27 protein-coding genes are annotated in these 26,790 nt (G+C 45.0%); 4 read left to right on the top strand and 23 right to left on the bottom strand.

Annotation, left to right across the window (positions count from 1 at the left end; all coding sequences use genetic code 11):
* Positions 1 to 22: 22 nt before the first annotated feature.
* A complete protein-coding gene (locus tag ACPW7N_RS11515) occupies positions 23 to 508 on the bottom strand; it encodes a PepSY-associated TM helix domain-containing protein (protein WP_425651229.1) in 486 nt (161 codons plus the stop codon).
* 168 nt (positions 509 to 676) lie between these two features.
* Between ACPW7N_RS11515 and ACPW7N_RS11510 the strand changes: the two genes are divergently transcribed.
* Both ACPW7N_RS11510 and ACPW7N_RS11505 read left to right on the top strand, forming a co-directional pair.
* Entirely contained in the window at positions 677 to 1,351 is a 675-nt protein-coding gene (locus tag ACPW7N_RS11510) for a response regulator transcription factor (protein WP_425651228.1), read from the top strand.
* Positions 1,341 to 2,738, top strand: a complete 1,398-nt coding sequence (locus ACPW7N_RS11505; protein WP_425651227.1) for a sensor histidine kinase — start codon at positions 1,341 to 1,343, stop codon at positions 2,736 to 2,738. Before ACPW7N_RS11510 ends, ACPW7N_RS11505 begins: the two co-directional genes overlap by 11 nt.
* A 53-nt stretch (positions 2,739 to 2,791) precedes the next feature.
* Here ACPW7N_RS11505 and ACPW7N_RS11500 read toward each other — a convergent pair whose 3' ends face one another.
* The 11 genes from ACPW7N_RS11500 to ACPW7N_RS11450 all read right to left on the bottom strand — a co-directional run bounded on the left by ACPW7N_RS11500 (position 2,792) and on the right by ACPW7N_RS11450 (position 14,861).
* Positions 2,792 to 3,583: an EcsC family protein gene (locus ACPW7N_RS11500; protein WP_425651226.1), complete on the bottom strand. Its 792-nt coding sequence runs from the start codon at positions 3,581 to 3,583 to the stop codon at positions 2,792 to 2,794.
* A 223-nt stretch (positions 3,584 to 3,806) separates the two neighbouring features.
* Positions 3,807 to 4,772: a cation diffusion facilitator family transporter gene (locus tag ACPW7N_RS11495; protein ID WP_425651225.1), complete on the bottom strand. Its 966-nt coding sequence runs from the start codon at positions 4,770 to 4,772 to the stop codon at positions 3,807 to 3,809.
* 12 nt (positions 4,773 to 4,784) lie between these two features.
* Entirely contained in the window at positions 4,785 to 5,744 is a 960-nt protein-coding gene (locus ACPW7N_RS11490) for a sporulation protein (RefSeq protein ID WP_425651224.1), read from the bottom strand.
* 168 nt (positions 5,745 to 5,912) lie between these two features.
* Complete coding sequence (locus ACPW7N_RS11485) at positions 5,913 to 7,265, bottom strand: hemolysin family protein (RefSeq protein WP_425651223.1); 1,353 nt, start codon at positions 7,263 to 7,265, stop codon at positions 5,913 to 5,915.
* A gap of 355 nt (positions 7,266 to 7,620) precedes the next feature.
* Positions 7,621 to 9,252 (bottom strand): multicopper oxidase family protein, encoded by a 1,632-nt coding sequence (locus tag ACPW7N_RS11480; RefSeq protein ID WP_425651323.1) that lies wholly within the window; start codon positions 9,250 to 9,252, stop codon positions 7,621 to 7,623.
* 100 nt (positions 9,253 to 9,352) lie between these two features.
* Positions 9,353 to 10,177 carry a hypothetical protein gene (locus ACPW7N_RS11475; protein ID WP_425651222.1) on the bottom strand — a complete coding sequence of 275 codons (825 nt, stop codon included), beginning with the start codon at positions 10,175 to 10,177 and terminating at the stop codon, positions 9,353 to 9,355.
* A gap of 25 nt (positions 10,178 to 10,202) precedes the next feature.
* Entirely contained in the window at positions 10,203 to 10,943 is a 741-nt protein-coding gene (locus ACPW7N_RS11470) for an urease accessory protein UreH domain-containing protein (protein ID WP_425651221.1), read from the bottom strand.
* On the bottom strand, positions 10,936 to 12,333 hold the full coding sequence (locus ACPW7N_RS11465) for a HAMP domain-containing sensor histidine kinase (RefSeq protein ID WP_425651220.1): 1,398 nt from the start codon (positions 12,331 to 12,333) through the stop codon (positions 10,936 to 10,938). The genes ACPW7N_RS11470 and ACPW7N_RS11465 overlap by 8 nt, the downstream gene beginning before the upstream one ends.
* Before the next feature lie 7 nt (positions 12,334 to 12,340).
* On the bottom strand, positions 12,341 to 13,015 hold the full coding sequence (locus ACPW7N_RS11460) for a response regulator transcription factor (RefSeq protein ID WP_425651219.1): 675 nt from the start codon (positions 13,013 to 13,015) through the stop codon (positions 12,341 to 12,343).
* A 78-nt stretch (positions 13,016 to 13,093) separates the two neighbouring features.
* Complete coding sequence (locus ACPW7N_RS11455) at positions 13,094 to 14,437, bottom strand: 4Fe-4S binding protein (RefSeq protein ID WP_425651218.1); 1,344 nt, start codon at positions 14,435 to 14,437, stop codon at positions 13,094 to 13,096.
* A gap of 4 nt (positions 14,438 to 14,441) precedes the next feature.
* Positions 14,442 to 14,861 carry a hypothetical protein gene (locus tag ACPW7N_RS11450; protein ID WP_425651217.1) on the bottom strand — a complete coding sequence of 140 codons (420 nt, stop codon included), beginning with the start codon at positions 14,859 to 14,861 and terminating at the stop codon, positions 14,442 to 14,444.
* A 363-nt stretch (positions 14,862 to 15,224) separates the two neighbouring features.
* Between ACPW7N_RS11450 and ACPW7N_RS11445 the strand changes: the two genes are divergently transcribed.
* Entirely contained in the window at positions 15,225 to 15,599 is a 375-nt protein-coding gene (locus ACPW7N_RS11445) for a hypothetical protein (RefSeq protein WP_425651216.1), read from the top strand.
* Positions 15,600 to 15,626: 27 nt separating this feature from the next.
* Positions 15,627 to 16,103: a hypothetical protein gene (locus tag ACPW7N_RS11440; RefSeq protein ID WP_425651215.1), complete on the top strand. Its 477-nt coding sequence runs from the start codon at positions 15,627 to 15,629 to the stop codon at positions 16,101 to 16,103.
* 225 nt (positions 16,104 to 16,328) lie between these two features.
* Here ACPW7N_RS11440 and ACPW7N_RS11435 read toward each other — a convergent pair whose 3' ends face one another.
* The 11 genes from ACPW7N_RS11435 to dcuS form a co-directional block, all read right to left on the bottom strand.
* Positions 16,329 to 16,595 carry a transcriptional repressor gene (locus ACPW7N_RS11435; RefSeq protein ID WP_425651214.1) on the bottom strand — a complete coding sequence of 89 codons (267 nt, stop codon included), beginning with the start codon at positions 16,593 to 16,595 and terminating at the stop codon, positions 16,329 to 16,331.
* A gap of 30 nt (positions 16,596 to 16,625) precedes the next feature.
* Positions 16,626 to 16,892 carry a hypothetical protein gene (locus ACPW7N_RS11430; protein ID WP_425651213.1) on the bottom strand — a complete coding sequence of 89 codons (267 nt, stop codon included), beginning with the start codon at positions 16,890 to 16,892 and terminating at the stop codon, positions 16,626 to 16,628.
* The gene (locus ACPW7N_RS11425) at positions 16,885 to 17,229 is read right to left on the bottom strand and encodes a molecular chaperone GrpE (protein ID WP_425651212.1); all 345 of its coding nucleotides are present in this window, start codon (positions 17,227 to 17,229) and stop codon (positions 16,885 to 16,887) included. The genes ACPW7N_RS11430 and ACPW7N_RS11425 overlap by 8 nt, the downstream gene beginning before the upstream one ends.
* Before the next feature lie 34 nt (positions 17,230 to 17,263).
* Positions 17,264 to 18,148: a CoB--CoM heterodisulfide reductase iron-sulfur subunit B family protein gene (locus ACPW7N_RS11420; RefSeq protein ID WP_425651211.1), complete on the bottom strand. Its 885-nt coding sequence runs from the start codon at positions 18,146 to 18,148 to the stop codon at positions 17,264 to 17,266.
* Positions 18,148 to 19,098, bottom strand: coding sequence for a succinate dehydrogenase/fumarate reductase iron-sulfur subunit (locus ACPW7N_RS11415; protein WP_425651210.1), 951 nt, complete (start codon positions 19,096 to 19,098; stop codon positions 18,148 to 18,150). Before ACPW7N_RS11415 ends, ACPW7N_RS11420 begins: the two co-directional genes overlap by 1 nt.
* On the bottom strand, positions 19,098 to 20,810 hold the full coding sequence (locus tag ACPW7N_RS11410; RefSeq protein ID WP_425651209.1) for an FAD-binding protein: 1,713 nt from the start codon (positions 20,808 to 20,810) through the stop codon (positions 19,098 to 19,100). The genes ACPW7N_RS11415 and ACPW7N_RS11410 overlap by 1 nt, the downstream gene beginning before the upstream one ends.
* 25 nt (positions 20,811 to 20,835) lie before the next feature.
* Positions 20,836 to 21,396, bottom strand: a complete 561-nt coding sequence (locus ACPW7N_RS11405; RefSeq protein WP_425651208.1) for a Fe-S-containing hydro-lyase — start codon at positions 21,394 to 21,396, stop codon at positions 20,836 to 20,838.
* A gap of 18 nt (positions 21,397 to 21,414) precedes the next feature.
* Entirely contained in the window at positions 21,415 to 22,260 is an 846-nt protein-coding gene (locus tag ACPW7N_RS11400; protein WP_425651207.1) for a fumarate hydratase, read from the bottom strand.
* A gap of 41 nt (positions 22,261 to 22,301) precedes the next feature.
* Positions 22,302 to 23,756 carry an anion permease gene (locus tag ACPW7N_RS11395; RefSeq protein WP_425651322.1) on the bottom strand — a complete coding sequence of 485 codons (1,455 nt, stop codon included), beginning with the start codon at positions 23,754 to 23,756 and terminating at the stop codon, positions 22,302 to 22,304.
* Between the two features lie 515 nt (positions 23,757 to 24,271).
* Positions 24,272 to 24,988 carry a response regulator gene (locus tag ACPW7N_RS11390; protein ID WP_425651206.1) on the bottom strand — a complete coding sequence of 239 codons (717 nt, stop codon included), beginning with the start codon at positions 24,986 to 24,988 and terminating at the stop codon, positions 24,272 to 24,274.
* The gene (dcuS, locus tag ACPW7N_RS11385; protein ID WP_425651205.1) at positions 24,985 to 26,589 is read right to left on the bottom strand and encodes a DcuS/MalK family sensor histidine kinase; all 1,605 of its coding nucleotides are present in this window, start codon (positions 26,587 to 26,589) and stop codon (positions 24,985 to 24,987) included. The genes ACPW7N_RS11390 and dcuS overlap by 4 nt, the downstream gene beginning before the upstream one ends.
* Positions 26,590 to 26,790 lie beyond the last annotated feature (201 nt).

Below are 26,790 nucleotides of genomic sequence, written 5' to 3'. Positions count from 1 at the left end.
AAGTGGATGTGACCGCTTGCGGTCAAACGAAACGGTCATAACCGTTTTGTTTCTTACGTCGGATGCTTTGGGCACGAAGTGTTTTGATCGAGAGGGTAATTCCAGTTATCGTCAGGAAGATCATTGCAATAGCAGATAAGTCTACAAGCCATATCGCGTTCATACTGCCGATCCTTCCTTCATGAAGTTGACGAACAACCATCATCAGCCCACCCTGCTCGATGCGACCTTCTCCTTCAATGACTGCCTGCTCACCTACCCGATTGGTTGGTGGTTGAGCTTGTGTTGTCTCGTTGCCTGTTGGCTCTGTTTGTACCATTTCGGCACTGGCTGGTTGATCTGATATTGTCCGGGTTTCCATCACAGCTTGAGGATGTCTCATCCCTTCTCTTCGCTCCGCTCCGATTAACCATGGTTCTGCCAACAGCAATCCGGTAATTGATTCGATCAGAATGAGAACGGAGCAAATCAATCCAATCCACAAATGCAGTTGTCTGCTAATTTTCATCGTGCTACTCCTTTTTTTCATTTCGTGTGTTACTGTATAGGTCATACTGTAGATGAGGATGGTGAAAAAACGGTGAAATTCTTTTTTCACTTAAATTTCACCGTAGAAGGATACTATTTAATCAGAAGAAGTAAGGAGTGTTTCGATACAAGAGGGGTGTAATACAATTTGAATATTTTATTGGCTGAAGATGATATCAGGTTAGGCGAACTGATTGCCCACCTCCTAAAGAAAAAGGGAGGGTATCAGGTAGAGTGGTTACAAGAGGGGACAGACGTGTACGATTACGCTACTGCTTCCCATTATGATGTGCTGGTACTGGATTGGATGCTTCCGGGTGAAGAGGGTGTCCAAATCTGCAATCGTCTGCGAAAAGACGGATATTCAGGTGCGATCATCATGTTGACGGCAAAAGATGCTCTCGAAGATCGGATTATCGGCCTTGATGCGGGCGCAGATGATTATCTGGTAAAGCCTTTTGAGATTGATGAGCTCCTGGCAAGGATTCGTGCTCTGGCTCGCCGCAACTTTGCTCCTATCCAGGAACAGAAAGTGCAAATCAACAATATTGTGATTAACCTGACGAACCGGACTGTCTTTGATGGAGCAGAGGAAGTACAATTAACCCCGAGAGAATACCAATTGCTCGATCTTTTGATTCGTAATAAAGGACAAGTGTTATCGAGGGAAGTCATCTATGACCGAATCTGGGGTTATGAATCCGAGGTTTCTTTGAAGACGATCGATGCGACCGTAAAACTGCTTCGGAAAAAACTGAACTGGAACAGCGAAAATGACGTCATTCAAAGCATTCGCGGGGTGGGATATAAATTTGAAACTTGATTGGCTTCTACGGCTGCGTGAATGGAAAAAAGACATGTTTGTGCAGACGCAAAATCGTCTTGTTCTCCAATACTGCGCACTCATCATGATTTTTCTCGTACTGTTTATCTCTACGGTGTATTTTCTGGTCAATGCCGTCCTTTCATTTGACCAGGAACGCCAATTATCGATAAATACCGAACAGGCGGTGAACTCGATCCGAGATTCCTTGCAAGATGGGGTATTTGATCGTGAGGACCTGATTTATCTCCAGTCGACTCTGGAAAGCGCAAACCAATCGTTCTTTTATGTAGTAAACGCAAACGGACAATTACTCGTTGGCAATACGTTTATTCCGCGAATCCAAAAGAATATTCTACAGCAGCTCCAAGGCTGGGTTCCGAAGCGGCATGAAATTCGCAAAGTGGGCATGCGGCTCCCGCCTCCACCGCAAAGAACGGATCGCCGCCCTCCTCCCGGAGACAGAGAAGTTGAATTAATGGTTACAGGTCAGGCTATCTATCAGGGAGATCAACTGGTAGCCATTTACTATACAGGTAAAGAAGTATCTTTTTTGAATGAGCTGGTTTATCGAATTCTGACCATTCTTATTGTGTTAGGTTTTGTTTTTCTAGTGATTGCCGTTTTCCTGAGTTACTACATGTCCAAACGTGCAATGGTGCCGATTCGCAATTCCTTTCAACGGCAGCGGGAATTTGTTGCTGATGCTTCCCACGAGCTCAGGACTCCGCTTAGTGTGCTGCACTCGTCGTTGGATGTACTGGAAATAGAGGAAGAGGATCATCTTTCGGACTTTTCTCGGAAAACGTTGTTCAATATGAAGGATGAAGTAAAGCGAATGACCAATCTCGTCAGCGATTTATTGACGCTTGCTCGTTCCGATACTGGACATCCCGAACTCAAGATGGACTACTTTGACATCATTCCGTCGATTGAGCAACTGCTTCAGACGACACAGCCCCTTGCCCTATCAAAAGGGTTAACTATCCACCTACAGTCGCCAGCAAGCATCTTGCTTCACGGAGATCAGGAGAGAGTGAAGCAATTGCTCTACATCCTGCTGGATAATGCGATGAAATACACACCAAAAGGTGGCAAGATCAATGTTACACTCGATGCTGCTGAGGTTGGCAAACACCCCGCCCTGCGCATTATCGTACAAGACACCGGGGTTGGCATTCCTGCTGACGAGCAACAGCGTATTTTCGAACGGTTTTATCGAGTAGACAAGACTCGAACGAGACAACATGGCGGCACTGGCCTTGGACTCGCCATTGCCAAGTGGATTGTCGATGCCCATCATGGAACCATTTCTGTTGAAAGCCAACCGGATCAAGGCAGCACATTTACCGTGACGCTTCCTCTTTTGAATCCCAAAGGAAAATAAACAAGAGCAGTAAAAAGCCCACCAAAAAGAAATTTGGTGGGCAAAGCAACGGCCTACTCTTTTGCGGCGTTTATCCTCTCAATGATTCGTCTTTTGCGATACATCATTTTTCCTACTTCGGCCACGTCCTCGATACTTTTTCGGTTAAAGTAGGCGCCAAAAATCATACCTGCTATCGGTATAATCTGAAACAGCTTCTTCCAGCCAAAGTTATCCCGGAATGTAATTAACACTTCTCTCCAACCCTGAATTTGCGACATTGTCTGGTTCGGGGCATCCTCTTCTCCCATTCTGGCGAGGTCTTCAATGATCGCTTTTTTCCCGACAATATCCGAAGATGAGAACTGCAAACATTTCACAATAAAAATCCGTTCCTTTTTCTCATGTGGATGGTACCCGTAGACAATGGCCAGTTCTTGCAATACTTTGAGGGATATCCCCAATATCAAAGGAATGTCGATCAACAGGGTGAAAATACCACCGATTCCGGTTGTAGCTCCCTGGACGGTAGCCATTTTTTTATGTGACTCGATGATTGTCTCTGCCGTAGCATCCATTGTGCGGATGGGCAACTGCTCCATGTCACGAATTGTATCGACGTCATGCTCCCGAAAATGCTTCAACACATCCTGCTCATTTACAAGATAGCGCCCGCCGCTCTCGATAAACCCAGATAACTCGTCGATCGCCTGTCCAAGCTTCTCTTTGACAAACGTGGGAGTGATTCGATCCAGTAAAACAAATGGGTATCTCCCGATTTTTTCCCAAAACCATAAATCCTTCTGCTCATTCTCCCATATTTGAATCGCCTTCAGCTCATCTTGTAACCAATTGATCGTCTCCAATCGGACACCTCCCTGTTGTACACTTCTTTTTTACGTGCTTACCCTCGATCAGGTTTCATCCATCCATCCATGCCCACATGGCCCGCCAGACACAAGCTATCGCTGGCGGTCGACTAAACGCAACATCCGTGTTGCATCGTCGACACTTGCACGTCCTGAGCGTCGTCTGTTGGGATCCCAACGAAAAAGGGACGCATATCGCATCCCCCTTTTTTCAGGTAAGTCAGGCTTGGCTTCCTGTCCAGTCCTTCACACCATTATCTTCTATTATGCCTAAGGTGACATCACCGATATCAGGGTCAGCCAGCAGCTTTTCCTTGACTCGAAACTTGATATCATCTGCATCCGCCAAGGTCAGGCCAGGCTTCAACTCAATATAGCTTTCAACATGGTAAAACCGGCCTTCCTGTAAAACCCGCAGTCGATTGATATCCGTAACATACGAATCGGAAAAGATAATGCTCGCCACCTTATCTTCTACTTCCTTCGGTGCGGCTACGCCAATTAAACCTACCATGTTATCGTAGCCAACCTTGAAAGCGACGCCAATCATCAATAACCCAATCAATATCGTAGCGATTCCGTCAAACATTTGAAACGAGGTGAACTGAGCGATGATGACTGCCACCAATGCAAGCAAAGCTCCAGTGGTCGCAACCAAATCTTCATAGAAAACCAACCGTGTAGGCGGAGCTGCTCTCCCTACATTGCGAAACGCTACAGGAATAACCCCCATCCCGCTTGCTTCGGCCCTTGTCTCATGAACAATCTCTTTCATCGCCTTGATCAGCACAAATCCATCCACCGCAATGGCTAATGCCAAAACCCCAAAATTCAACCAAAAATTTGTAGCATGGGAGGGATGGCTGATCAGATGAATGCCCTCCCGAATCGTTTCGTATGCCATGATCGTGACAACAATAACAGCAACCATGCAAAAAATATTGATTACGCGTCCAAAGCCTGAAGGAAATCGAGGGGTCGGTTTTTTCTCTGCAAGAACACTTCCTGCAAAAACAAATCCCTGATTCACCGCATCAGCAACAGAGTGCATGGCGGAGGCAAACATGGCTCCACTCCCACTCATGGCTGCAGCTATTCCTTTGACAATGGCTAATCCTGTATTGCCGATTGCTGCAGTAGCCGACGATGTATTTCCTTTTTTGACAAGACTCCAGAACGTTTCCATAGTGTCCTCCACCTACTCAAAATCACCGAAATCGCCGAAATCTCCGCCGTCCGAATCGTCACCACCATCGGCTTCGAACAAATCATCCATTCCGAGTAACTCGCCTGCTTCTGACATCATCTCGCCAAGCAGCAGTCCTCCGAGTAGACCTGCTGCCATCCCGCCGATCATCCCGCCAACCCCGTGTCCTTTATAACCAGGGTACACATCACGGTATTGTGACAATGAAACAAACGGAATAGAGCCCGGGTTACTGATGCAGAATTCAATTTTCTCATACAGATATTTGGTTAGCTCGTCTTCGTGACCATCCTGCAAATACTCGCGTGGAATGGAGATTTCTGCTTTACGTTCAATTTCTTTTCGCAGGAATCCTTGCTGAATATCGAATTCTACCAGCAATCGCACCTCGTCCTGTGTCTCAAAGAAAATAATCTCCATCTCATTAAGCGAACGTCTAAATGATTCCGCAGGATAAAAGGCAAACTCCTGACCGTAGGGAGTTAACTTTCCTGAGTCTGATTTTTGGCGGAAACCGATGTGTTCAAGTACATGCATTACTTTTTCAACCGGAGCATGCGGCAATAGGCGGAAGTAATCAACGTCTGTCGGATCGAGTGCGAGTTCAACGTCCAGTTTGGTATGTAAAAAATACGTGATAGCTGACGTAGAGACAGCCAATTCTTTTGGAATGCTATATGTAAATGGAACCTCTTGTGTGTATGGCTCAGGTTGTACAGTGAATCCTTGCAGAACAGGGATCGTTTGGATCGGACGAGTAACTTCCTGCCCTTTCACATATGCCTTCATCATAACAACAACACTGAGTTCGGTGATTCGTTGCTCGACGGCTCCGCCCTTGATGTGAATCGCACCACTCATGGTTTCACCCAGTCGGAATGCATCACGGTCAAGTCGCAAATCTACCGTTGCTGCCCCTACTCCTAACTTGGCCATTAACTTTTTAAACATATACCTAGCCCTCCCACGTATTAACGTTCACTTATATCTTACCACTTTTTTCTAAGAATCCGATATGTTATGATGTGTATTTTCTTACGAGAGTATTAGAAAACTCGGCGATTGCCGAGCTTTAAGCGACAACAAACAAGGATGTCTCCACCCTTGTTTGTGCTGTCATTATGCAAACGTTTCTACATGCCCCATTGTTGACTGTTCCACCGTGCTGTTTTTGACTATCGGCTTCACAAAAATCCGGGTGATTCGATGGCTGTCCATTTCTGTGATTTCAAAGAGATAACCTTCGTGGATAATGGATTTGCCCACTGCAATATTTTCATTTAAGTGGCTGTAAACCCACCCTGCAACCGTATCTACATCTTCTGAAATCAGCTCAATTGGCAGTTCATCATGCAAATCCGAGAGTAAGGTTTTGCCTGATACTGAATATCCGTTTTCATAGACAATGATGTCTGGACGTTCATGGGTATCGAATTCATCCTGGATATCACCGACTATCTCTTCCAGAATATCCTCCATCGTCACCAATCCGGCGGTTCCACCGTACTCATCGATAACAATTGCAATCTGAGAACGATGCTTTTGCATCAATCGAAGCACATGACTGATTTCCATCGATTCCGGAACAGTCAGAATCGGACGGATCAAACTGTCTAACGTGGTTGTTTCTTTATTTAAAGCATTCAGATAAAAATCTGACGTGTGAATAAAGCCGATAATTTTATCTTTATCTTCATCCGCTACGGGAAAACGGCTGTATCGAAGGGAACGGATGATCTCTAAATTTTCATCAAACGAATTTTCTTTATAAAGACACACCATATCAATGCGCGGGATCATAATTTCACGAGCCAGACGCTCCGAGAAATCGAATACATTATCCACTAGTGCCAATTCTTCCTGATCGATCAGGCCGCTCTTGTGACTTTCACTAACGAGCAAACGAATTTCTTCTTCGGTATGAGCAGCTTCATGTTCGGATACCGGTTCGATTCCCATCATCTGCAACAATTTGTTGGCTGCACCGTTCAGCACCCAGATGGCTGGGTACATCAGCTTGTGAAAGAACATCAGCGGAGCTGCAACCCACAGTGAGGTGACCTCTGCCTTTTGAATCGCCAGAGACTTGGGCATCATCTCACCCACTACAATATGGAGAAACGTAATAATCGCAAATGCAATACCTAATGATACGGTTGATACCAAGTAGTCAGGTAATTGGAAGGAACCTAATAAAGGCTCTACAATCATATGGGCAATTGCTGGCTCACCCACCCAACCCAATCCTAATGAGGAAAGGGTAATACCAACCTGACATGCTGAAAGATAGGCATCTAATTTACGAGTTACTTTTTGTGCGTACGTCGCTCTTCCTACTCCCTCGTTAGCCAGTTGAGCCAGTCGGGTCTGACGAACTTTCACCAGGGAAAATTCAGCAGCCACGAAAAATCCATTCAGCAAAACAAGGAGAGCAACAAGCAGAAGATTCAGTACTATCGGAACCGTGTCCAAGTAAGTCATCCTTTCTAAGTCAAACATATATTCTTATTCTTATATGAGAAAGTATACATAATTGTTTCATTAATAACAAAGTCTCAATTCCATCAAAAAGAGCCTGTCGGGGTCATTTCCGTTCATTTTAGCTATCCCTTTTTCAATCTCTTTTATTTTTTATACGTAGATGTCGTTTTGAAGGTTTCAATATCAAGTTTAGTTAAGTTTTTGATTGCACTGCTTGAAACACAGGCGATTTTGAACATGAAGCAATGCCAAACGGAGGAGAAATCCTTCCACACTGGCTGATTGAAAGGTTATTAAATGCCAAAATCCCCTTTGCTTCCTGTGAGCAAAGGGGATTTCTCATTGTTTACTCGGGTTTGTTATTAGCCTTGGGATCGGGCACAAATGTCGATTGGAAATCAGTGTACTTTAATACCGTAACCATTCCCATCGATGCATGATGCAGATCATGGCAGTGGAACATCCAGTCACCTGTATTGTCCGCTTTGAAAGCCACTACATATTCCTCACCTGGCTTGAGGTTCAACGTATCTTTGAAGATCGGCGAGCCTTGAATCGGTACTCCATCTTTACTCAATACCTGGAAGAAGTGACCGTGCAAGTGCATTGGATGGTCGTCTTTCTCCGATGTGTTGACCATTTTCACCTTAACGAGATCACCCGTTTTTACTTTGATCGGATCGACATTCGGGAATGACTGATCATTAATGGTGAACTTCATGCCGTTGTCCTTTGTCCCCAGATTCATCGTATATTCCAGATTGTACTGCTGATCCAGTGTGAACGTTGTCTGATCTCCCTTCTTGCCATAGGACGCCAGATTAAAGACAGGAAGCTGCTTTGTGTCATCTGGCTGATCTGTTCCGGTTGCGGTCGCTCCTTCATACTGGATTTTTACTTTCATTCCTTTTGCTGCGGGATTATCAGAATGCTCTTCCAAATACCACTCGCCTGACTGATTGGCGATGAATTCAAGATCGTAGCGCTCACCCGGTGCGATGGACAGCAATTGATCCTTGATTGGCGTTGGATTGTTCAGCTTTTGACCATCGGTAGCCACGACTGTATATTCGTGTCCGTGCAAATGCAGCTTGTGCGACATATATCCCGCATTGACGAGTCGCAGTCTCACCCGTTCACCTTTTTTCACTACAAGCGGCTTAATCTTTTCCCCACTGTTTCCATTGATCGTGAACAGGTCATACATGCTCATATCGTGCCCGCCTGCAGGTGCTGCTGTGGTCGTCTGTTCATGCCCGCTTCCACTGTGACCTGATGCAGCTGTCTGCTCATGCCCGCTTCCGCTGTGACCTGCTGCTGTCTGCTCACCACTCTGACCTGTTGCTGAACCATGATCCATGCCGTTCATGCTGCCATTGTTCATCGTTGCCATGTGGTCTTCGTTACTCATCCATTCATCCAGTACCAGCGTATAATCCCGATCTGGCTTCGGTTCATCTGCTTCGACCACAAACGTCCCGTACAGTCCTCGATCCAATTGGTTCACGCTATCCTGATGAGAATGGTACCAATACGTTCCAGGTACACTTGCTGTGAATTCATAGGTATACGTGCCGCCTGGTTGAACGGCATTCATCGTCATGCCTGGTATCCCGTCCATTTGAAACGGTACAGGCAACCCGTGCCAATGAATTGCTACCGGTTCTGCCAGATCATTTTTTAACGTTACCTTGATTTTTTCGCCCAGTTTGACACGAAGCTGTGGGCCAGGAACAGAACCGTTAAAGGTCCATACCTCTTTCGTGACCTGATCGTTAACTTGCAGATTGGCTTTCTTTGCGGTCAGGGTAAATTCATTACCCGTCAACAACTCGGTAGGAGCTGACGATCCAGATGAAGAGGACTCAGTTGATGCCTGCGTGTTGTGACCAGTATGTGCGTTACTTGAAGTTGTATCGGTAGGAGAGCACGCCGCCAACAGACCGGCTGTTACTAACAGTATCGCTGCTGATTTCATTTTCACTGCAACCATTCCTTTCTGTATGTTCTTGATTGTTTTATAGTATACCCCTGTATAGTATACTTTGCAACTTGAAAATGTTTTATGATCCCTTCGTTTACTTCAAACTCCACTTCCCGTTAGTCAAAGCATAGATATTCCCTTTTTCTGTCAGGCCGATCAGTTCATCAGTTTGTTCTCTGACGGATAGATAATAGACCTGTTCTCCGCTTGGGTTATCAAAAGCTTTTTGCCATGACCCATCTTCTTGTTGAGTAAAGATCCCTTGAGCAGTTGAACTATAAGTGATTCCTTTCTGGTTATTAACAGCAAAGGTAAGAACTTCTTTACTCGTAAGGGATTGATCCTTGGCCCATAGTCCATCTCTACCAATCAGTACACCATCGTCCGTCAGGGCAAAAATTCTATCATTTTTCTCGTCATATGCAAGCGCATGGATACTTGCTTTCGGTGTATTCACCAGCTCCCACTTACCGCTTCGGTTAGCAAAGATCCCTGTATTGACTACATAGGCAAACAATTTTACTTCCCCGTTCACTTTTGCTCCTGTAAGAGAATGAATATCCGGATTAGCCGGCAAGCCTTCCTGATTGTCCTTCCACATCTTGCCACCATCTTCCGAACGCTTGCTAAAGCCATGCCCGGTAATATACATCATCTCCGGGTTTTCGGGATCAACAAAGATTCCCATGACATCTTGCCCTTTAAGCGATTCAACAGACTTCCATGACTTCTCAGCAGAAGCAAACATTCCACCGTGAGAGCCAATTAATAATTGTTCTCCTTTTGGTTGAGGGTAGATGGTGTGAATGTGCTCTGCTTGATCAATCATTTCTTTAAATGAAAGATTCGAACCTTGCCCGGCTGAGCAAGCAGTCAGTAGTGTTGCGGCAATGATTAGCGCAAGACAGGATTTTTTCATGTGTATTTGTCTCCTTTTTGGATCTTTACCAAAACAATAAAACATCAACTACACCGATAAGGATGAGCATGATTCCCAAGCCGGTCTGAACGGCTTTTCCCCATGTCTTTGCCTTTTTGATCATGCTTCCACTACTCTTGGCATCTCCTAGAAAAGCGAATAACACAAGTAAGGGAACAATCGTTCCGATGGAGAAAAACAGCGGGTCAACCACACCGATCGCATGGGTTTGCGCCATCGGAATCAACAATCCAAAAAACAGCCAGAACATGGTTGGACAAAAACCCAGTGAAAACAAAATGCCCAGCAGGAAAGCTTTCTTTGATCCTGACAGCTTTTCTGCGAGACGAGTTAATCTAGGATGCTGTAGTCCACTAGTTACAAACGAAGGGATGACTCCCAGCATGGCTATCCCGACAAGGATAAAGAACGGGGCGAGCAGTTTTTTGGACCAGGTAAACATCGGGATTAGCTCGTTCGCTATTTGTTTTCCCAAGAAGACGACAATGCCGCCCAGAACCGTGTAGACCAGTATTCTACCGAAAAGATAGGCAGCCAGTTCGCCGTTGTGTTTTCCCTTTGCCCACCGATGTGTGAAATACGTAAGTGAACCGATATTGGCTGAAATCTGGCATGGGGCCAGTGAAGCGGCCATCCCCAGCAGAATGGCACTGAGGATCGGCACTTCTGTAGCATAAAACAAATTCATCAAAGGTCCTGTAACCTCACCGCTTAAACGGCTTATCAATGCATAAAACTCAGACATTTTCTTCACCTGTCATCTTGGGCAACTTGATCGTAAAGCAAGTCCCTTTCCCAATTTCACTCACAACTGCAATTTCTCCCTGATGTCTTTCAATAATCCATTTGGCAATAGACAGTCCAAGCCCCGTTCCTTCCGAGGAATGTCCTCTAGCATTCTCGCTTCTATAAAATCGATCAAAAATATGTGGCAGATCGGATTCCAGAATACCAATTCCCATGTCGTTCACCATTACTACTATGTCGTCCTTTTCTACTGCTAGACGAACTGATACTTCGCCACCTGGCAAGCTGTAAGCAATCGCATTGGTCAATAAAATGAGCAGCAATTGTTTCAACTGATCACTGTTTCCCCAGGTAAAGACAGTATGCTGCTTGCTGATATGCATGTACAATCGCACATCTGTTTTCCAGACCCGCAATTCACTGGTTACCTCACGCACGATCGTCACAAGGTCTACCTTATATTTTGGAAAATCCTGCCCCGCATCTGCCCTGGCCAACGATAGCAAATCGCCTACCATCTTGGACATGCGAATCGCTTCATTGCGTGTATCCTGAATCATTTCACGCTGATCATCTGGCGGCAGTTCATTTATTTTTTGCAACAGGTCCATATTCCCTCGGATCGTCGTAAGGGGAGCACGCAGTTCATGAGACGCATCCGCAATAAAACGCTTCTGGACGTTGTACGCATGCTCCAGGCTATCCAGCATATCATTGAAGGTTTCTGCCAATTCACCGACTTCATCTGATGGCCCCTGATGGACAACTCTTTGTTCAAAGCATTGTGAAGCAGCAATCTCTTTGGCCGTATGGGTAAGAATGTCTACCCTGCTTAACGCTTTTTTGGCTAAAATCCATCCGCCGCACATCGCAAACAGCAAGCCTATCAAATTAATCCCGATAATAAACCAGCTAAACCGGTACAGGGAGGAATCGATCTCGTTTAATGACACCACCGATTGAATCGTTCCAACATATTCTCCTTTGCTGCTCAGTGGTCTCATAAGCATCCGATAATGACCGTATGTCGGATCTTGAATCGTATGGAGCGACTCTTTTTCCAGGTCGCTATGATCAAATTGAGCGAGCGAGCCCATGAAGGTTTCTTTGGGATGGATGACACTGCTCCCCGTCGCATTCAAAATATCTACGTAAACCCCATTCAGTTTAAATTCACGAAAAGACAAATTGATCTCAGACAGAGTTTTTCCCTCATCCAGTTCGCTTTCGATTTCCTCTTCCAAATGTTGTGTGACACTGGTCAACATATTGTCAATGCTGGACAAATGCGAATCACGGTGGGAAAAATAGATGATAGAGGTGATTGATACGAGGATAATCCCGAACACAAGGCAATACCAGATTGTGAGTCGCACCCGGATGGTCATCACTCGCTCACTCCTTCAACACATATCCTGCGCCTCGTACTGTCTGAATGAGGCGTTTTTCTCCGTTTGCCTCCAGCTTGTGGCGCAAATACCCGATGTAAACCTCCAAAACATTGGATTCACCCTGAAAGTCGTACCCCCAGACCTTTTCCATTAAAAGCTCTCTGGTCAGCACTTTTTGCGGATTGCTCATCAGGTATAACAGCAAATTGTATTCTGTGGTTGAAAGTTCAATTGCTCGATTGCCTCTCTTGATTTCCCTCGTATTGATATCGAGTGAGAGGTCGGCAAATTGAAGCTGCTCACCACCTTCATCTTTTATGATTCGTCGCAAGAGCGCCCGCACTCTGGCAACCAATTCTTCAAACGCAAAGGGCTTTACGAGATAATCGTCCGCTCCGATTTCCAGTCCTGCTACTTTATCAGCTACAGAATCTCGTCCTGTTACCATCAATATGGGGATTCTGCTTACTTTCCGAATCTTGCAGCATACTTCATGCCCATCCATTTGTGGCATGTTGACATCCAAAATCACCAAATCCGGCTCATTTTGTGCGATGTGGTAAAGACCCTCTTTGCCACTGGCTGCTACACTCACTTCGAATCCTTCAAAGCTCAAGCCCCGCCTCATCATGGCTGCGATCTTGGCATCATCGTCAATAATTAAAATTCTGGCATCCATTCTTTCCTCCTGAAGCCACAAGAAGTTATGCACTCATTGTATCAGCCAATTTTGAAGGAAATATGGAGCCAGAACCGGTTACATCCGATGAGTCATCGGCAAGATGAATAAATAGATATTGATGCCTGCGAACAGGATCATGGTCGTATAGTAAGGGAGCAATTTCATGCTGTTTACCCTGTTTCCAATTCGATAAACGGCATACATCGACCCGATTGTCCCGAGCGCAACAATGATGTATTGAAGAATCTGTACTGCCTCAGTCGAAGCGAATCCCAGCTCGCCAGTAAGAGTTATTCCAAGTAAGGAAACCGTATTAAACCATACCGCTTTTCCCTCGGTGAGAATGTGGAACAAATTGTGTGCAAGATGACCTGCCAGATCAAGCGGGATAATCGCATAGCCAAATTTCACAAAGTTTTCCGCAGCCGTTGCATGATTCCCCAGACTGGAAGTTATTTTTGCAGTCCCCCACAGCAGGGCAAACGGAATCATGATGGATAAAACGAAAGCAATCGTAAAGTTGATAGGGTAGTAGGTCGTGCCTGTGACGCTTTCAATTGTCTGTAAAATCTCCTGCCAGATTTCCAGCATCGTAATATTTTGCACAAACACAATCCCCATGATGACGGCAGCGAGGAAAGCATGCTCTGCTTTTGGATTTTTGATGCCCCACAGTTCACTGGTTGGCTTGCGCACGGTAATGCGAATCGAGTCGTGTGGACAGCTCTTTACACAGTTCGCACATAGGTTGCAATCTGCGCTGGTGTCCATCGTCCGGGCATATTGGAACATCGGGCAGCCTTCTGCCTTTTCATTTCCTTTGTAACAGGCTTGTGTTTTGCACGTCCGGCAAATGTCAGGTGTTCCCCGCAATTCCAGCATGCCTGCTCTAGAGTAGTTCCCTGCGAGTCCGCCCAAGAAGCAGAGAGTTTTGCAAAACGTTCTTCGTTCATAGAACACGGAAGTAGCAACAACCATGGTCAAGAGAACCAGCAACAGGTATCCTGAGCCACGTGGAGAACCCACGATTCCCCATATATGATCAGCCCACGTAATGAGGATAAAGAAAATATCGATCAGCCAGATGCCGTACTTCTTCAGGAACTTTGGAACAGGCTTCTCGCTTCCGATCACATGGCGCACGATGTCACTGATTTTACCAAATGGACAGACGGCACACCAAAAGCGGCCTAACACGAGAAACAGCACGGGAATGATCGGCCACCACAACACCCACGTCATCGATGACCCAAAGTTTTTACTTGGATTGACGGTACCGATTACGAGCTGATAGACCATCACGGAAAAAACAATGATTCCTGCCCATTGGAAAATTCCAGGGTACCAACGGCTTTTAATAAATGACCGAATGAGTGGAACGTTCAAAAGGTTATTCGGTTTCTTCGCAGTATTCGCCATCTCGTCATGCACCTGCCTTTCGAACAGTCCATTTATTCCAGATACCAATCAGGATAAAGAGTAGATTGATTGCCGCAAATGCACTCAAGACTCCCCAATTCGGAGGGGTTTCCACGACTGGACCGCCGTGACCATGTCCGCCTGCGGCTGGTTCATCCGTGGTTGGCGAGTGTTCATTTCCTGCTCCCGCATGATCCCCGCTTTCTGTTGAATGACCTTCTGTGGAATGACCTTCTGTGGAATTGCCCTCTGTCGTGTGGTCTTCTGTGGTTGGTGCATGCTGCATGTTTTGATGCTCTTCATTCGTCATCCCCGGCATCTCAGATGAAGGGTGTGAGCCGTGATTATCCTGCCCTTCTGCCCAAGTCGGTGTTGCAACCATCAGCAGCAAGACAAATGACCCGAAAACTACTAATCTTTTCATCGAATTCTCCACTTCCTTGATAGATCATCTTCTGGCACCATCATAGGAACAATGCCTGAGAAGAACCTGAGAGAAACCTGAGAAAATGATAAGAAAAAATAAAACAAACTGCTACAAGTAGATGGTTCAACGTGTTTCTCTGGCAAACGTTTGAGAAATGGATAGCGCTACCTATTTTAGTCGCTGTCTTTTTTGGCTGCGAAAACTGAAGATTTCATTCAGAAAACTACGATAATAACAAGCTCACTTTTTATGTATCGCTAGTGATGAAATTAATAGTTAACATTTTTGTCACTTTACAGTTTTTTGAAATACAATTAATGTAAAAATATTGAAATAAAACAAAAAAATAGGAGGTAAATTATGAAGAAGCTAACATCCATTCTAGCTAGTATGGCTCTTACTTTAATGGTAGGTTCCTCTATTGTTTTTGCAGCTGGAGACGATTTTTGGGTCGAGAATTACGGTTCTTCCCTTATCAATGGCAGTAGTTATGTTGGTTATTCAGGGTATACTGAAGGGGGTGGGTCAGACTTAAGTAGAGTAAGGGTATATTCATATTTTTATGCAAATGGTTCTCTCCTGGATACCGATTACGATAACGATGTCTCCTATGCTTCAGTTGACTATACAGTCGACTCTGAAAATGTCTTTAGTGCAGAAATCAAATCTTCGCATTATGCCTATAATATTGCGAATGATAAAGATACAAGAACATCCACTGATTATTGGGATTAATTCAAAAAATAAGGAGGCTGCTTTCTTATGAAAAAAATAGGAGCAATTGCATTAGGTCTTGTTATTTGTGGAGCTCTTTTTGCAAATTCTGATATTTATGCAAATAAAGACCTTACCAAAGTATTAGATATTAATAAAACAAATCACTCAAAATCCTTAGAAGTGTTAGGAATCAAAGCTGATACTTCTAAACTTAAAAACCTGGATACAGTAACTGATAATAACGGAAAAAAATGGATATATAATACCTTTACACAAAGCAACTTGATTGAAGAAAAAATGGAACAAAAATATTCTAAAGAAACTGTTTCCTCTTTCATTGAAGTCCAAGACCAGATTATGCAAGCTTTAGCCAAGAAAGGTGATACAGTTCCTGTTATCTTATTAAATGAAGAACTAACAGAAGGAACATTTACTTTTATTAGGGACAAAGGCAAGGGAAAAGTTGTGGCTGTCAAGTTAAAGTATAATGAAAAGGATAGCACCTGGAACTATAAAGAATAGTTCGTTAGATTAGTAGATTTACTTGCATATGTATGCTATAACAACTCCTATCTTCTGGAGTTAATTAAGTTAAAGACAAGATGCTGCTCCTAAGGTAGATATTGACTACTTAAGGTGTAGCCTCTTTTTTATATGAGAACATAAGGAGAAGTTTAACTACTTTAAACCTCTAAAGTAGTTAAACTTTCCTTACTAAAAAAAGAAAGGCTATCATAAGCCTTTCTTCTACGAAACCTTGTGATTACTCATGGAAAATGTAAATTCGTTTTCTACTTTGTTTTTCACGATCAGACCTGCATCAACAAACGATTCCAGATTGGTTACAATGGTTTGCTGGGCGACACAGGGAAACGTCTTTCTCATTTCTATGACAATCTCATGCAGTTGGAATTCTCTTTCATTCTCTCTGAAAATCTTTAATAGACCTGCTCGTTTTTCTGTCTGCTTCAATCTATGTTTTTTTAATAGCTCGATGATCTCGATTATCGTCATACTTCATCCCAGCCTTTCGGAACGCTCGGACTATTGGGTAAATGCTAAACCCTCTTGCACTTCTTTTGATTGAAAGGCAGGTTGTGAAGACATGTTGATCATTTTGACCATTTCCATATACGCTTCGTTTTCTGTGCCTACATGAATAGTAGTCCAATCAAGCAGGAGTTGATGCTTTCTCTCTTGGGCCATCACTAAAAACTCATCGTAACGCACGCGCCAGACACTGATCTCCCAGATTTCCGCTTCTTTTTGCGCATTCCCTTTTGAGTAGACGTAGTTTTTGATCTCATGCATGTTGATCCTCTCCTTCTACAGTAGATTTTTCAGTCGCAATCAGTTGATCAAAATTCTCCATCCAACCGTTGCTCCCATGATTCATATCCAACTGCGCCAATCCGTTCTCTACCTTGATCCACTTTTTCGTCTCATGATCCTGAAAGAAGCCCGATACGGAAGTAGACAGAGGATGAAAAGCCCTGTGATTTGTGTAAATCCTTCCGTAGTGAATATGACACTCTTCATACACATCGTGAATCCATTCCTCGTGAATATTGACGAGCCACAACTTCCCCGTACTGACGAAACCGACCAGTTTTGCTCGCTTCTGAAACTTCCGATAAGTGTATCGCATCGTATCTTCCTTTCTGCGATTGACTCGAAAGGACTTATACCCGTGTGAGGCTGTTGTTTAATACAGGGATCGCATCGATGATATGGCGGTTAATAGCCAACTCCTCTGGTTCGAAGCCAAGTGCCAAACCGATTAGCTGCGGCAGGTGCAGGATCGGCATAGTGATGTCTCCATCAAAGCCTTTTTGTGCGTCTGGTTGGTACATATCCAACTGCATTTGGCAAAGCGGACAAGGTGTAACAATACAATCGGCTCCCGCATGTTTTGGCGACAAGCAGTTAATTCCGGTCATGTTCATGACTTCTCTTTCGGCTGGGAATACGGCATGGAATCCGCAGCAGGCCAGTCGTTGATCGAAGTCCACGCTCTCTGCACCGAGTACCTCCGCTACCATTTCCATGGATTGCGGATTCAGGTGATTTTCGAAGCCCATGATTTGTGGCGGGCGTACGATGTGACATCCGTAGAAGTTCGCTACTTTGAGCCCTTTGAGTGGCCGTTTCACTTTCTTTCGCAAATTCTCCAGACCATAGTCTTTGATCAGGGCCCAGAGCAAGTGGGTAACTTCACTTGTTCCTTCGTATTTCATCCCTGTTGTGACAAGCCCTTCGTTCACTTTTTCTTTCAGTTCATCGTTTTTATCGAGACGAGATTTCGCCGTACGCAGCATCAAGGTACATGTATTACAAACTGTTAAAATAGGAGCATCCAGTTTTTCACCAAGGGCAATGTTGCGTGCGTTGACGGAGACGCCGAGGAAGTCGTCTACGTCTTGAATATGACTCGCACCACAGCAAGTCCAGCCTTCCAGTTCAATCAGTTCGATCCCTAGTGCAGCACATACTTTTTTGGTAGAGATCATCAGTTCTTCGGCGGCAGATTCCAATGTACATCCTGGGAAAAATCCGTATCTCAGCATTATTTTTGCACCCCTTTGGCGAACTCGTACATTCTTCTTACCCCTTGAATCCCTTCGATTTCTTTTGGCAAGTGAAGTGGGTTGATCTTCCCTTTCATCACCATTCGGAGGGCAAACGGAACACGTTTTTTCACGGTGTTGACAAGTCCTTCTGTTTTGATCGGAAGTGTCATTTCATTCAAGCGTCCCTTGTTCTTCACATCATCGTGGAAGGCGAAGGCGTGGCGTGCACCCAGGTTATCCACTTCGCCCATTTTCATGGTTTCTTGTCGTAAATAGGCGACTTCATTCGCCAAATTGATTTCTTTCGGACACTTCGATACGCATTGCATACAGTGGATGCATTTCCACAGTTCATTATCCAACACCGGACGAATGTGCTCTTCTGGCGATTCGTCTCGGGAATCGACTGCAAAGCGGTACGCACGATTCAGGATAAATGGATCGAGGTAATTGTCATTGGCTGAAAGCTGACCACATTCAGATGCACATACTCCGCAAAGGATACAGTCTGTCGGAGAAGCGATGCGGCTGAACTCTGCCTCTGTCTGTTTGAAGCCTTTCTCTTTACTGCCTTTCTTGGATGGCAAGAGCCACGGATTGACGATTTTCATTTTGCGAAGCTTTGGTTTCCAATCGACGACGAGGTCTCTGACTACCTCAAAGTTTCCTAGTGGCTCAACGGTTAAATGGTCGGATTGGAACGTATCCAGGACTTCATCAAGCGAGGTTTTGCAGGTTAGGAATGCGTTGCCGTTAATTCGAATCGCACAGCTTCCGCAAATGGCGTGTCTGCAGGCAGACGTGAAATTGAGCGTCGGGTCTAATTCTTCTCGAATTTTGGTCAATGCCCACAAGAGTGTCTTGCCGCTTTCATATGTCAACTCATAGTGCTGTGTCCACTCTTTATCTCCGTCAAAGCGCTTTATCGAAAAAGTGATGGTTCTCATTAGTACTTCCTCTCCTCCGGTTGGTACTTGGTAATGCGAACGGGAAGATATTCCAGACGATAGTCGTCTTTATCCTTGTAAATCAAGGTATGGCTGAGGAACTGTTTATCATCACGCGTTGGGTAATCTGCTCGTGAATGAGACCCGCGGCTTTCTTTTCTATTGATAGCACCCATTACTACGGCTTTGGCCAGCTTCAACAGGTTGCCAACTTCCACGTAGTTGATATAAGCCATGTTGTAATGAGCAGAAGAGTCTCCAATGTAGGTATCTTTGTAATCCTCTAAAAGCTGATCGATGGTTTCTTTCGCAATGAGCATTTCACTTTCCGTTCTGAAAATACCTACGTTGTACCACATGGTCTCTGCCATTTTGTTGCGAATATCGAAAATATTGTTTTTGCCTTTCTTTTTGTTGCGCATCGTTTCAAACAATTTTTGCCACTTGGCTGCTTCTTCTTTCAGCTTTTTATCAGAACCAAACGCACGATTCTTGGCGGTTTGCTTCGCACCTAGTCCTGCATATTTACCGAATAGAACTACATCGGCTACAGAGTTACCACCTAAACGGTTTGCTCCATGAATCGATACGCTGGAGCACTCGCCTGCTGCATGAATCCCTACGATTGGCGTACTGCAAGTTTCATAATCGGTAACGTGGATTCCCCCCATCATGTAGTGACAGCTTGGACGGATCGGAACCGGTTCCTTGATCAGGTCAACACCTTCGAAATCAAGTGCCAATTCTCTTACCTGCGGGAGACGCTCCATGATTTTTTTCTCGCCGAGGTGGCGCAGGTCCATCAATACGTAAGATCCCATCCCTTCGCCAAAGCCTCGTCCTTCCTTGATTTCCGTTTCGATGGAACGAGATACCAGGTCACGTGGGCCTAATTCCATTTTTTCCGGGGCGTATCTGGCCATAAATCGCTCTCCATCTTTGTTTAGGAGATATCCACCTTCACCACGGCATGCTTCGGATAAAAGCACACCCGTCTGTGCCAAGCCGGTTGGATGGAATTGAACGAATTCCGGATCTTTCAACGGGATGCCCACTTCGAAGCAAGCGGCGGTTCCATCCCCTGTCATATTGAGTGCGTTGGTCGTTCTGCTCCAGTAAATCCGTCCGAACCCACCTGTTGCGATGACGACGGCTTTGGTTTGAATGGGAACAATGTCACCGCTGCGAATGTCCATGACCACCAAACCATCCAGTTTGCCATTTTCTACGGCGAGAGATAACAAGTACCATTCATCGAGGAATTCAACGTTGTTTTTCAAGCATTGTTCGTAGAGTGCATGGAGGATGACGTGACCTGTTTTATCGGCTGAGTAACAGGTTCTCGGACTGGATGCGCCACCGAAAGGGCGCTGTGCCACATTTCCATTCTCATCTCTAGAGAAAGGAACCCCCATGTAATCCAGTTCTTTGATGATGGAAGGCATATTGGAAGTGAAGAATTCAACAGCATCCTGGTCAGCGAGGAAGTCGCTTCCTTTCACGGTATCTCGGAAGTGCTTCTCCGGGGAATCGGTTGAATCCCGATTCCCCATTGCTGCATTGATTCCACCCTGAGCCGCACCTGTATGTGATCTGGTCGGATAAATTTTACTGATGACTGCTACCTTTAGATCATTGTCTGTACTTGCGTTGAGGGCGGCCATCATACCAGCCCCACCAGCTCCAACAATGACAACATCATATTTCAGCATGGGATGTTCCCCTCTCCGGTTTCTTTTATTCTGTTACTCGATACTTTTGGACGCCCAATTCATACAAGTTATTTCCTTCGCAATCGATCGCTACGATACAGGGATACCCTTCCACTTCCAAACGACGAATCGCCTCTGGCCCCAGTTCTGAATAGGCGACCACGTCCGCCTTCTTGACCGAATCAGCAATCAATGCAGCGGCACCGCCGATGGCTGCGAAGTATACGACACCGTGCTTCTTCATCGCCTCAATCACATCTTTACTGCGGGGACCTTTTCCGATCATGCCCCGGAGACCCTGTTCCATCATGGTTGGTGAATAAGCATCCATTCGTCCACTGGTAGTGGGGCCGCAAGAACCGATCACTTTGCCTGGCTTGGCAGGAGTTGGCCCAGCATAGTAGACGACCTGATTCGTGAAATCAACTGGCAATTCTTTGCCTTCTTTCAACGCTTCGACCATAAGCTTGTGTGCTGCATCTCTTGCTGTATAAATGACACCTGTGATGGCAACCTGATCACCTGCTTTGAGATCCTTCACTTGCTCCCATGTAAGAGGTGTCATTAATTTTTTGATGTCAGACATTTTGCGTTCACTCCTTCCCTACAAAATCGCTTCTTTATGACGTGCCGCATGACAGTTCAAGCAAACAGCTACTGGCATTGTGGCAATATGAGTCGGATACGTTTCAATATGAACAGCCAAGGCCGTTACTTTTCCCCCGAATCCTTGTGGGCCAATTCCTAATTTATTAATTCTTTCAAGCAACTCTTGCTCTAATTCGCGGTACTTCGGATCGGGATGTGGTTCTCCCGCATGGCGGGCCAATGCTTTCTTTGCCAACAATGTCGATTTATCCATTGTTCCGCCAATGCCCACTCCCACGATGACTGGTGGACAAGGGTTACCTCCTGCTTGTGTAACCGCCTGAATGATGAATTGTTTGACGCCTTCCAATCCTTCTGCCGGTTTCAGCATTTTCAGCGCACCCATGTTTTCGCTGCCTGCGCCTTTGGGGAGTACCTGTATTCGAAGGGTATCTCCTGGTACAATTTCCGTGTAAATGACGGCTGGTGTGTTATCTCCCGTGTTTTTCCGATTCATTACAGGATCTTCTACTACTGACTTGCGAAGATAGCCATCTGCATATCCTTGTCGAACCCCTTCATTGATGGCATCCCTGAGATATCCACCAACGATATGAACGTCTTGCCCAACCTCTGCGAATACCACGGTCATTCCCGTATCCTGACACATCGGCGCTTGCTCTTTGCGTGCGAGTTCTACATTTTTGACAATCTTCTCCAAACTGTAACGTCCGAACTGAGACTCTTCTTCATTGACAGCTCTTCGCAACAGAGCCTCGACGTCTTCGGGAAGGTCACAGGCTGCATCGATACATAAGCCTCGTACTGTGCTGATAATTTGTTCTACATGTATCTCTTTCATCGAAAATGCCTCCACTTGTGATTGATTTCACATAATGTTTACTACCAAAGACCGAGCACTTTCCACCAGAAACCCCCAACCACAAACCAAAGCACGATATGAAGGATGGAGATGAGAAAGCCGAGTGACCACCATTTGTTTTGCGTGATGTATCCAGCGCCGAAGAATACAGGAGCCGGACCAGATCCGTAGTGAGTGGTTGCTCCGAACAAGTTACTGAAGAAAGCAAGGATTAACGCTGCAAGCATTGCTGGTGCTCCGGCCGCGATCATAACCGCCAAGAAAGCGGAGTACATGGCACTGATATGAGCTGTAGAGCTGGCGAAGAAGTAGTGCGTATAGAAGTAAACAACGGATAGAATGATTAATGCCGTGATCCAGGACATTCCTGAAACAGAGCCTTTCATCATGTCACTAAACCAAGGAACCATGCCCAATTTGTTCAGGAAGGTTGCCATCATTACGAGTGCAGCGAACCAGACTAATGTGTCCCAAGCGCCTTGCTCTTTTTTGATGTCATCCCAGGTCAATACTTGGGTGAGTAAGATAACAGAAAGACCGATCAGTGCTGTAGTTGTTGCGTCAATTTTCCACGCTTCACCGAAAATCCAGAGAACAAGTACGAGGAAGAAAACAGCCAGCATGTAAAACTCTGATTTTTTCATCGGACCCATTTCTTTTAATTTCTCCGCAGCCATTTGACTGGCACCCGGCGTTTCTTTGATTTCTGGTGGATACACTTTATAGAGCACGTATGGTATGACAATCAAGCTGACTAATCCAGGTACTAAAGCGGCAATCGCCCATCCGGTCCAACTAATGTTGATTCCTGCGACATCTGCTGCCAACTGTGCAATTAGTGGATTTGCTGCCATTGCTGTCATAAACATGGCGGAAGTAATCAGGTTTCCTTGAAATCCGACTTTCATCAGGAAAGAACCGATTTTTCGTTCTGTCCCATCATCTGGACGAGAACCATAGGTTGCTGATAACGAGTTGATAATCGGGAAGATAATCCCACCAGCACGAGCGGTATTACTTGGGATGGCTGGTGCGAGCAACAAGTCACTGAACAACAAGGAGTACGATAAACCTAACGTCTTTTTCCCGAATTTTTGGACGAAGAAGTAGGAGATGCGAGCGCCCAAACCTGTTTTGATAAACCCTCGTGAAATGAAGAATGCGATAACGATCAGCCATATCGTAGTATTGCTAAATCCACTTAATGTATCTTTAAGAGCCAGTGTTCCTGTTAATGCAGTTGCCATCATTCCACCAATGGCGACTGCTCCCATTGGAAGTGGTTTGGTGATAAAGCCGACGATCGTGGCTACAAAGATGGCGAACAGTTGCCATGCTTTCGGATCAAGCCCTTCTGGCGGAGAGATAAACCAGATGGCCGCTCCCACTGAAATCGTTATCAGGAGAGGAATTAGTTTCACTTCAGGTAGCTTCTGTTGCGTGGTATTTTGTGGCTTCGTTTGCTTTTGATTCATTTTCGGCGCAACGATTGTGGCCATGTTATTCACCTTCTTAATAGAATGGAAAGTTTGTGAAATAATTCACAAATTATTCAACATGTAGTTCTTTTTTTCCTATTCTGCTTATCTTTCGATGGAAGAGGACCTCTTGGTTACATAGTAAATCATTTGGAATCGTGATTGTTTTTAGTTAAATAAAGAAGGAGTTTTGTAATTAAAGTAAGCGACAAGAAAAGATTTCGTCGCTTTACGCTCTGTGGAAGTTCGCAGTGATGCAGTTACTGTCCGCTCTTTCACGGAGAAAGGGAGTCGACAAACGCTTCGCGCCCCTACGGGGTTGGGTGCCGACTCTTTATCCTTTCTCCGTGAAAGAGCTAGGTATCACTTCCAAGGAGACTAGAATCGACGAAATCTTTTCTTGCTAGCTGCGCGAAGGGATATGATAAAAGACTTTACGGCTGTAAAGTCTTTTATCTTTCCGATGTAAATAAAAAAACGGCCCATTCAGCCGTTTTCCAAAGTCGCTTCTATTATGCTAAATACCGCTTAATCACATCGCATTTCTCCTGAATACATCGATGCTTGTACGTCGGTCTGCCAATCGTTCCGTAGGTGACCTCCATTTCCAATACTCCGATTTCCGTTAAGAACTGCAGATATTTACGCATGGATACTCGAGATATACCAATTCGATTAGCCAAATCCTCCGTTGTGAACTCGTCTCCGTTATAGGCAAGGATGGACTCCCAGACTTTCTCTAAGGTCTTGCGAGTTAGTCCTTTTGGCAACTCATCTTGGGCTTGTGGTACCGTCTGATCCTTGTGCAAAATCAGCTTATCCAGGTCCTCCTGACTGACAACCTCCTGTTTCTCAAAATAGCCAACTTCCTCACGGTAAGCCGTCAGCGCAGAAGAAAAGCGTTCGAACTCAAAGGGCTTGATCAAGTAATCAACTGCGCCTAAACGCAAGGCATTCTTAATACTTGGTATATCGCAAGCCGCCGAGATGACGATGACATCGATACCCTTTTCCAGTTTCCTGATCTCAGCCAATAGCTCCAAACCATTCATTCCTGGCATAAAGATATCCAGTAGCAGCAAATCAATTTCTTTCGAGTCCAACATCTTCAGCATATCATCAGCAGAAGAAACTACAGCAAGCAAATCAAATCCGCCCACTTGTTCCAAATACCGTTTATTAATTTGAGCAACCATTGGATCATCTTCCACGATGACTACCTTTATCATTCATCCTCACCCTTACTCCTGAATGGTAATCGTACAATAAATGACGTGCCTTCTCCGAGCTGTGAAGATACTTCAATGGACCCATTCATATTCTGTACACTTCGTGCTACCAGGAATAAACCCGTTCCCCTGTTTGTACCTTTGGTGGAAAATCCATGTTCAAAAATCTTCTCTATCTGATGCTCAGAAATTCCCTTGCCTGTATCGCTTACTTGCAATGTTACTTTTGCTGAATCATAAAAAATACCGATTGTAATTCGTTTGACTGGACGGCGATGTACCGCTTCAATTGCATTTTCGATCAGATTGCCTGCAATCGTCACCATTTCATGTATTATTTCTGAATCGTCTGTTTCGGGTAAGTAACTTTCCTCCGCTAATTTCAGCTCAACACCAGACTCTCTGGCAGAACTTAATTTACCTAACAGGAATCCGGCCATGACGGGATCTTTGATGTGCTTGACGATGAAACCTATCTCCGTCTGATGTTTGCTTGCAATTCCCGTGATATAGCCAGGAAGTTCATCATAAAATCCCATCTGAACCATGCCCAAAATGACGTGCAACTTATTCATAAATTCATGAGACTGTGCCCGTAAAGCATCTGCATATTGACGAACCCCAGTCAATTGCTCCGCTAATACTTTGACTTCTGTCTTGTCCCGAAATGTTGCTATCGCACCGACGATTTTGCCATTTACATAGACAGGAACTCGATTTACCAACAGAGTCAAACCGTGCAGATCAAATTCCTGATCATACTCTTCCTTGCCTGAATGCAATACCCGTGGTAATCGGGAATTTGGCATATACTCTTCTATATTTTTACCAATTGGGTCTTCCACTAACTTCGTACGGTTAAACAGGCGGATTGCTTCTGAGTTGACCAACGTAATGTGACTATCAACATCGACCGCCAATATCCCCTCTCTGGTCGATTCCAGCATGGCATTCCGCTCTTCCAATTGTTTTGCAATCTCTGACGGTTCCATCCCGAACATGATTCGTTTTACTTTCCTCGCCAAGACCCACGCACCCATAATCCCAACAATAACACCAAAACTTGTCCCAATGTAGATGGCATCCCTGCTCTGAGATAAAGCCTTCGCAACGTTGATTAAAGAGATACCCACCGCAACTGCTCCCACTTGCTTCCCGGAAGAAGAGAAAATCGGTGTAAATGATCGCAAGGAAGTTCCGAGAGTTCCTGTTGCAATTGAAATGTTTTCTTTCCCCTTCAGAACGGGTTGTTCATCTCCACCAACGAACTTTTTTCCGATTTTGGCTGGGTCAGGGTGTGACAATCTGATTGCGTTCATGTCCATGATGACGATGAACTCAACTCCGTTAACGACACGAATTTTTTCTGCAAATTCCTGTATGACTCGCTGGTCTCCTTTTCCTTGTAACGCATCAATAATAAAGGGTGAATTGGCAATCGTGCGAGCGATATACATGGCTTTGTCCGCCTGATGTTGCCGTACTCGTTCGGTCGTGCTTACTGTAATCAAGATATAGGTAACAAACAGGGCTGCAATCACTACACCGCAAACCAGTATGATTATGGTTGTTTGTAGGTTCAACTTCGGTTTCGTCTTCATCGCAAGTCCATCTCCTGCCCATCAACTGTACTACTCGTTGTCTATATACTACTTCATTTTATATGACAAAGCAGGTTTGCTACTTGGGAGAATACTTTTGTAATTAAAAAAAGTAAGAAAAGACTTCGTCCCTTTACGCTCTGTGGAAGTTCGCAAAGAAGATCATACAGTCCGCTCTTTCTCTACGAAAGGGAATCGCCA

This window comes from Brevibacillus nigriterrae, from assembly GCF_049846925.1.
Lineage (GTDB): Bacteria > Bacillota > Bacilli > Brevibacillales > Brevibacillaceae > Brevibacillus_H.
This window is presented reverse-complemented; position numbering and strand designations above follow the sequence as displayed.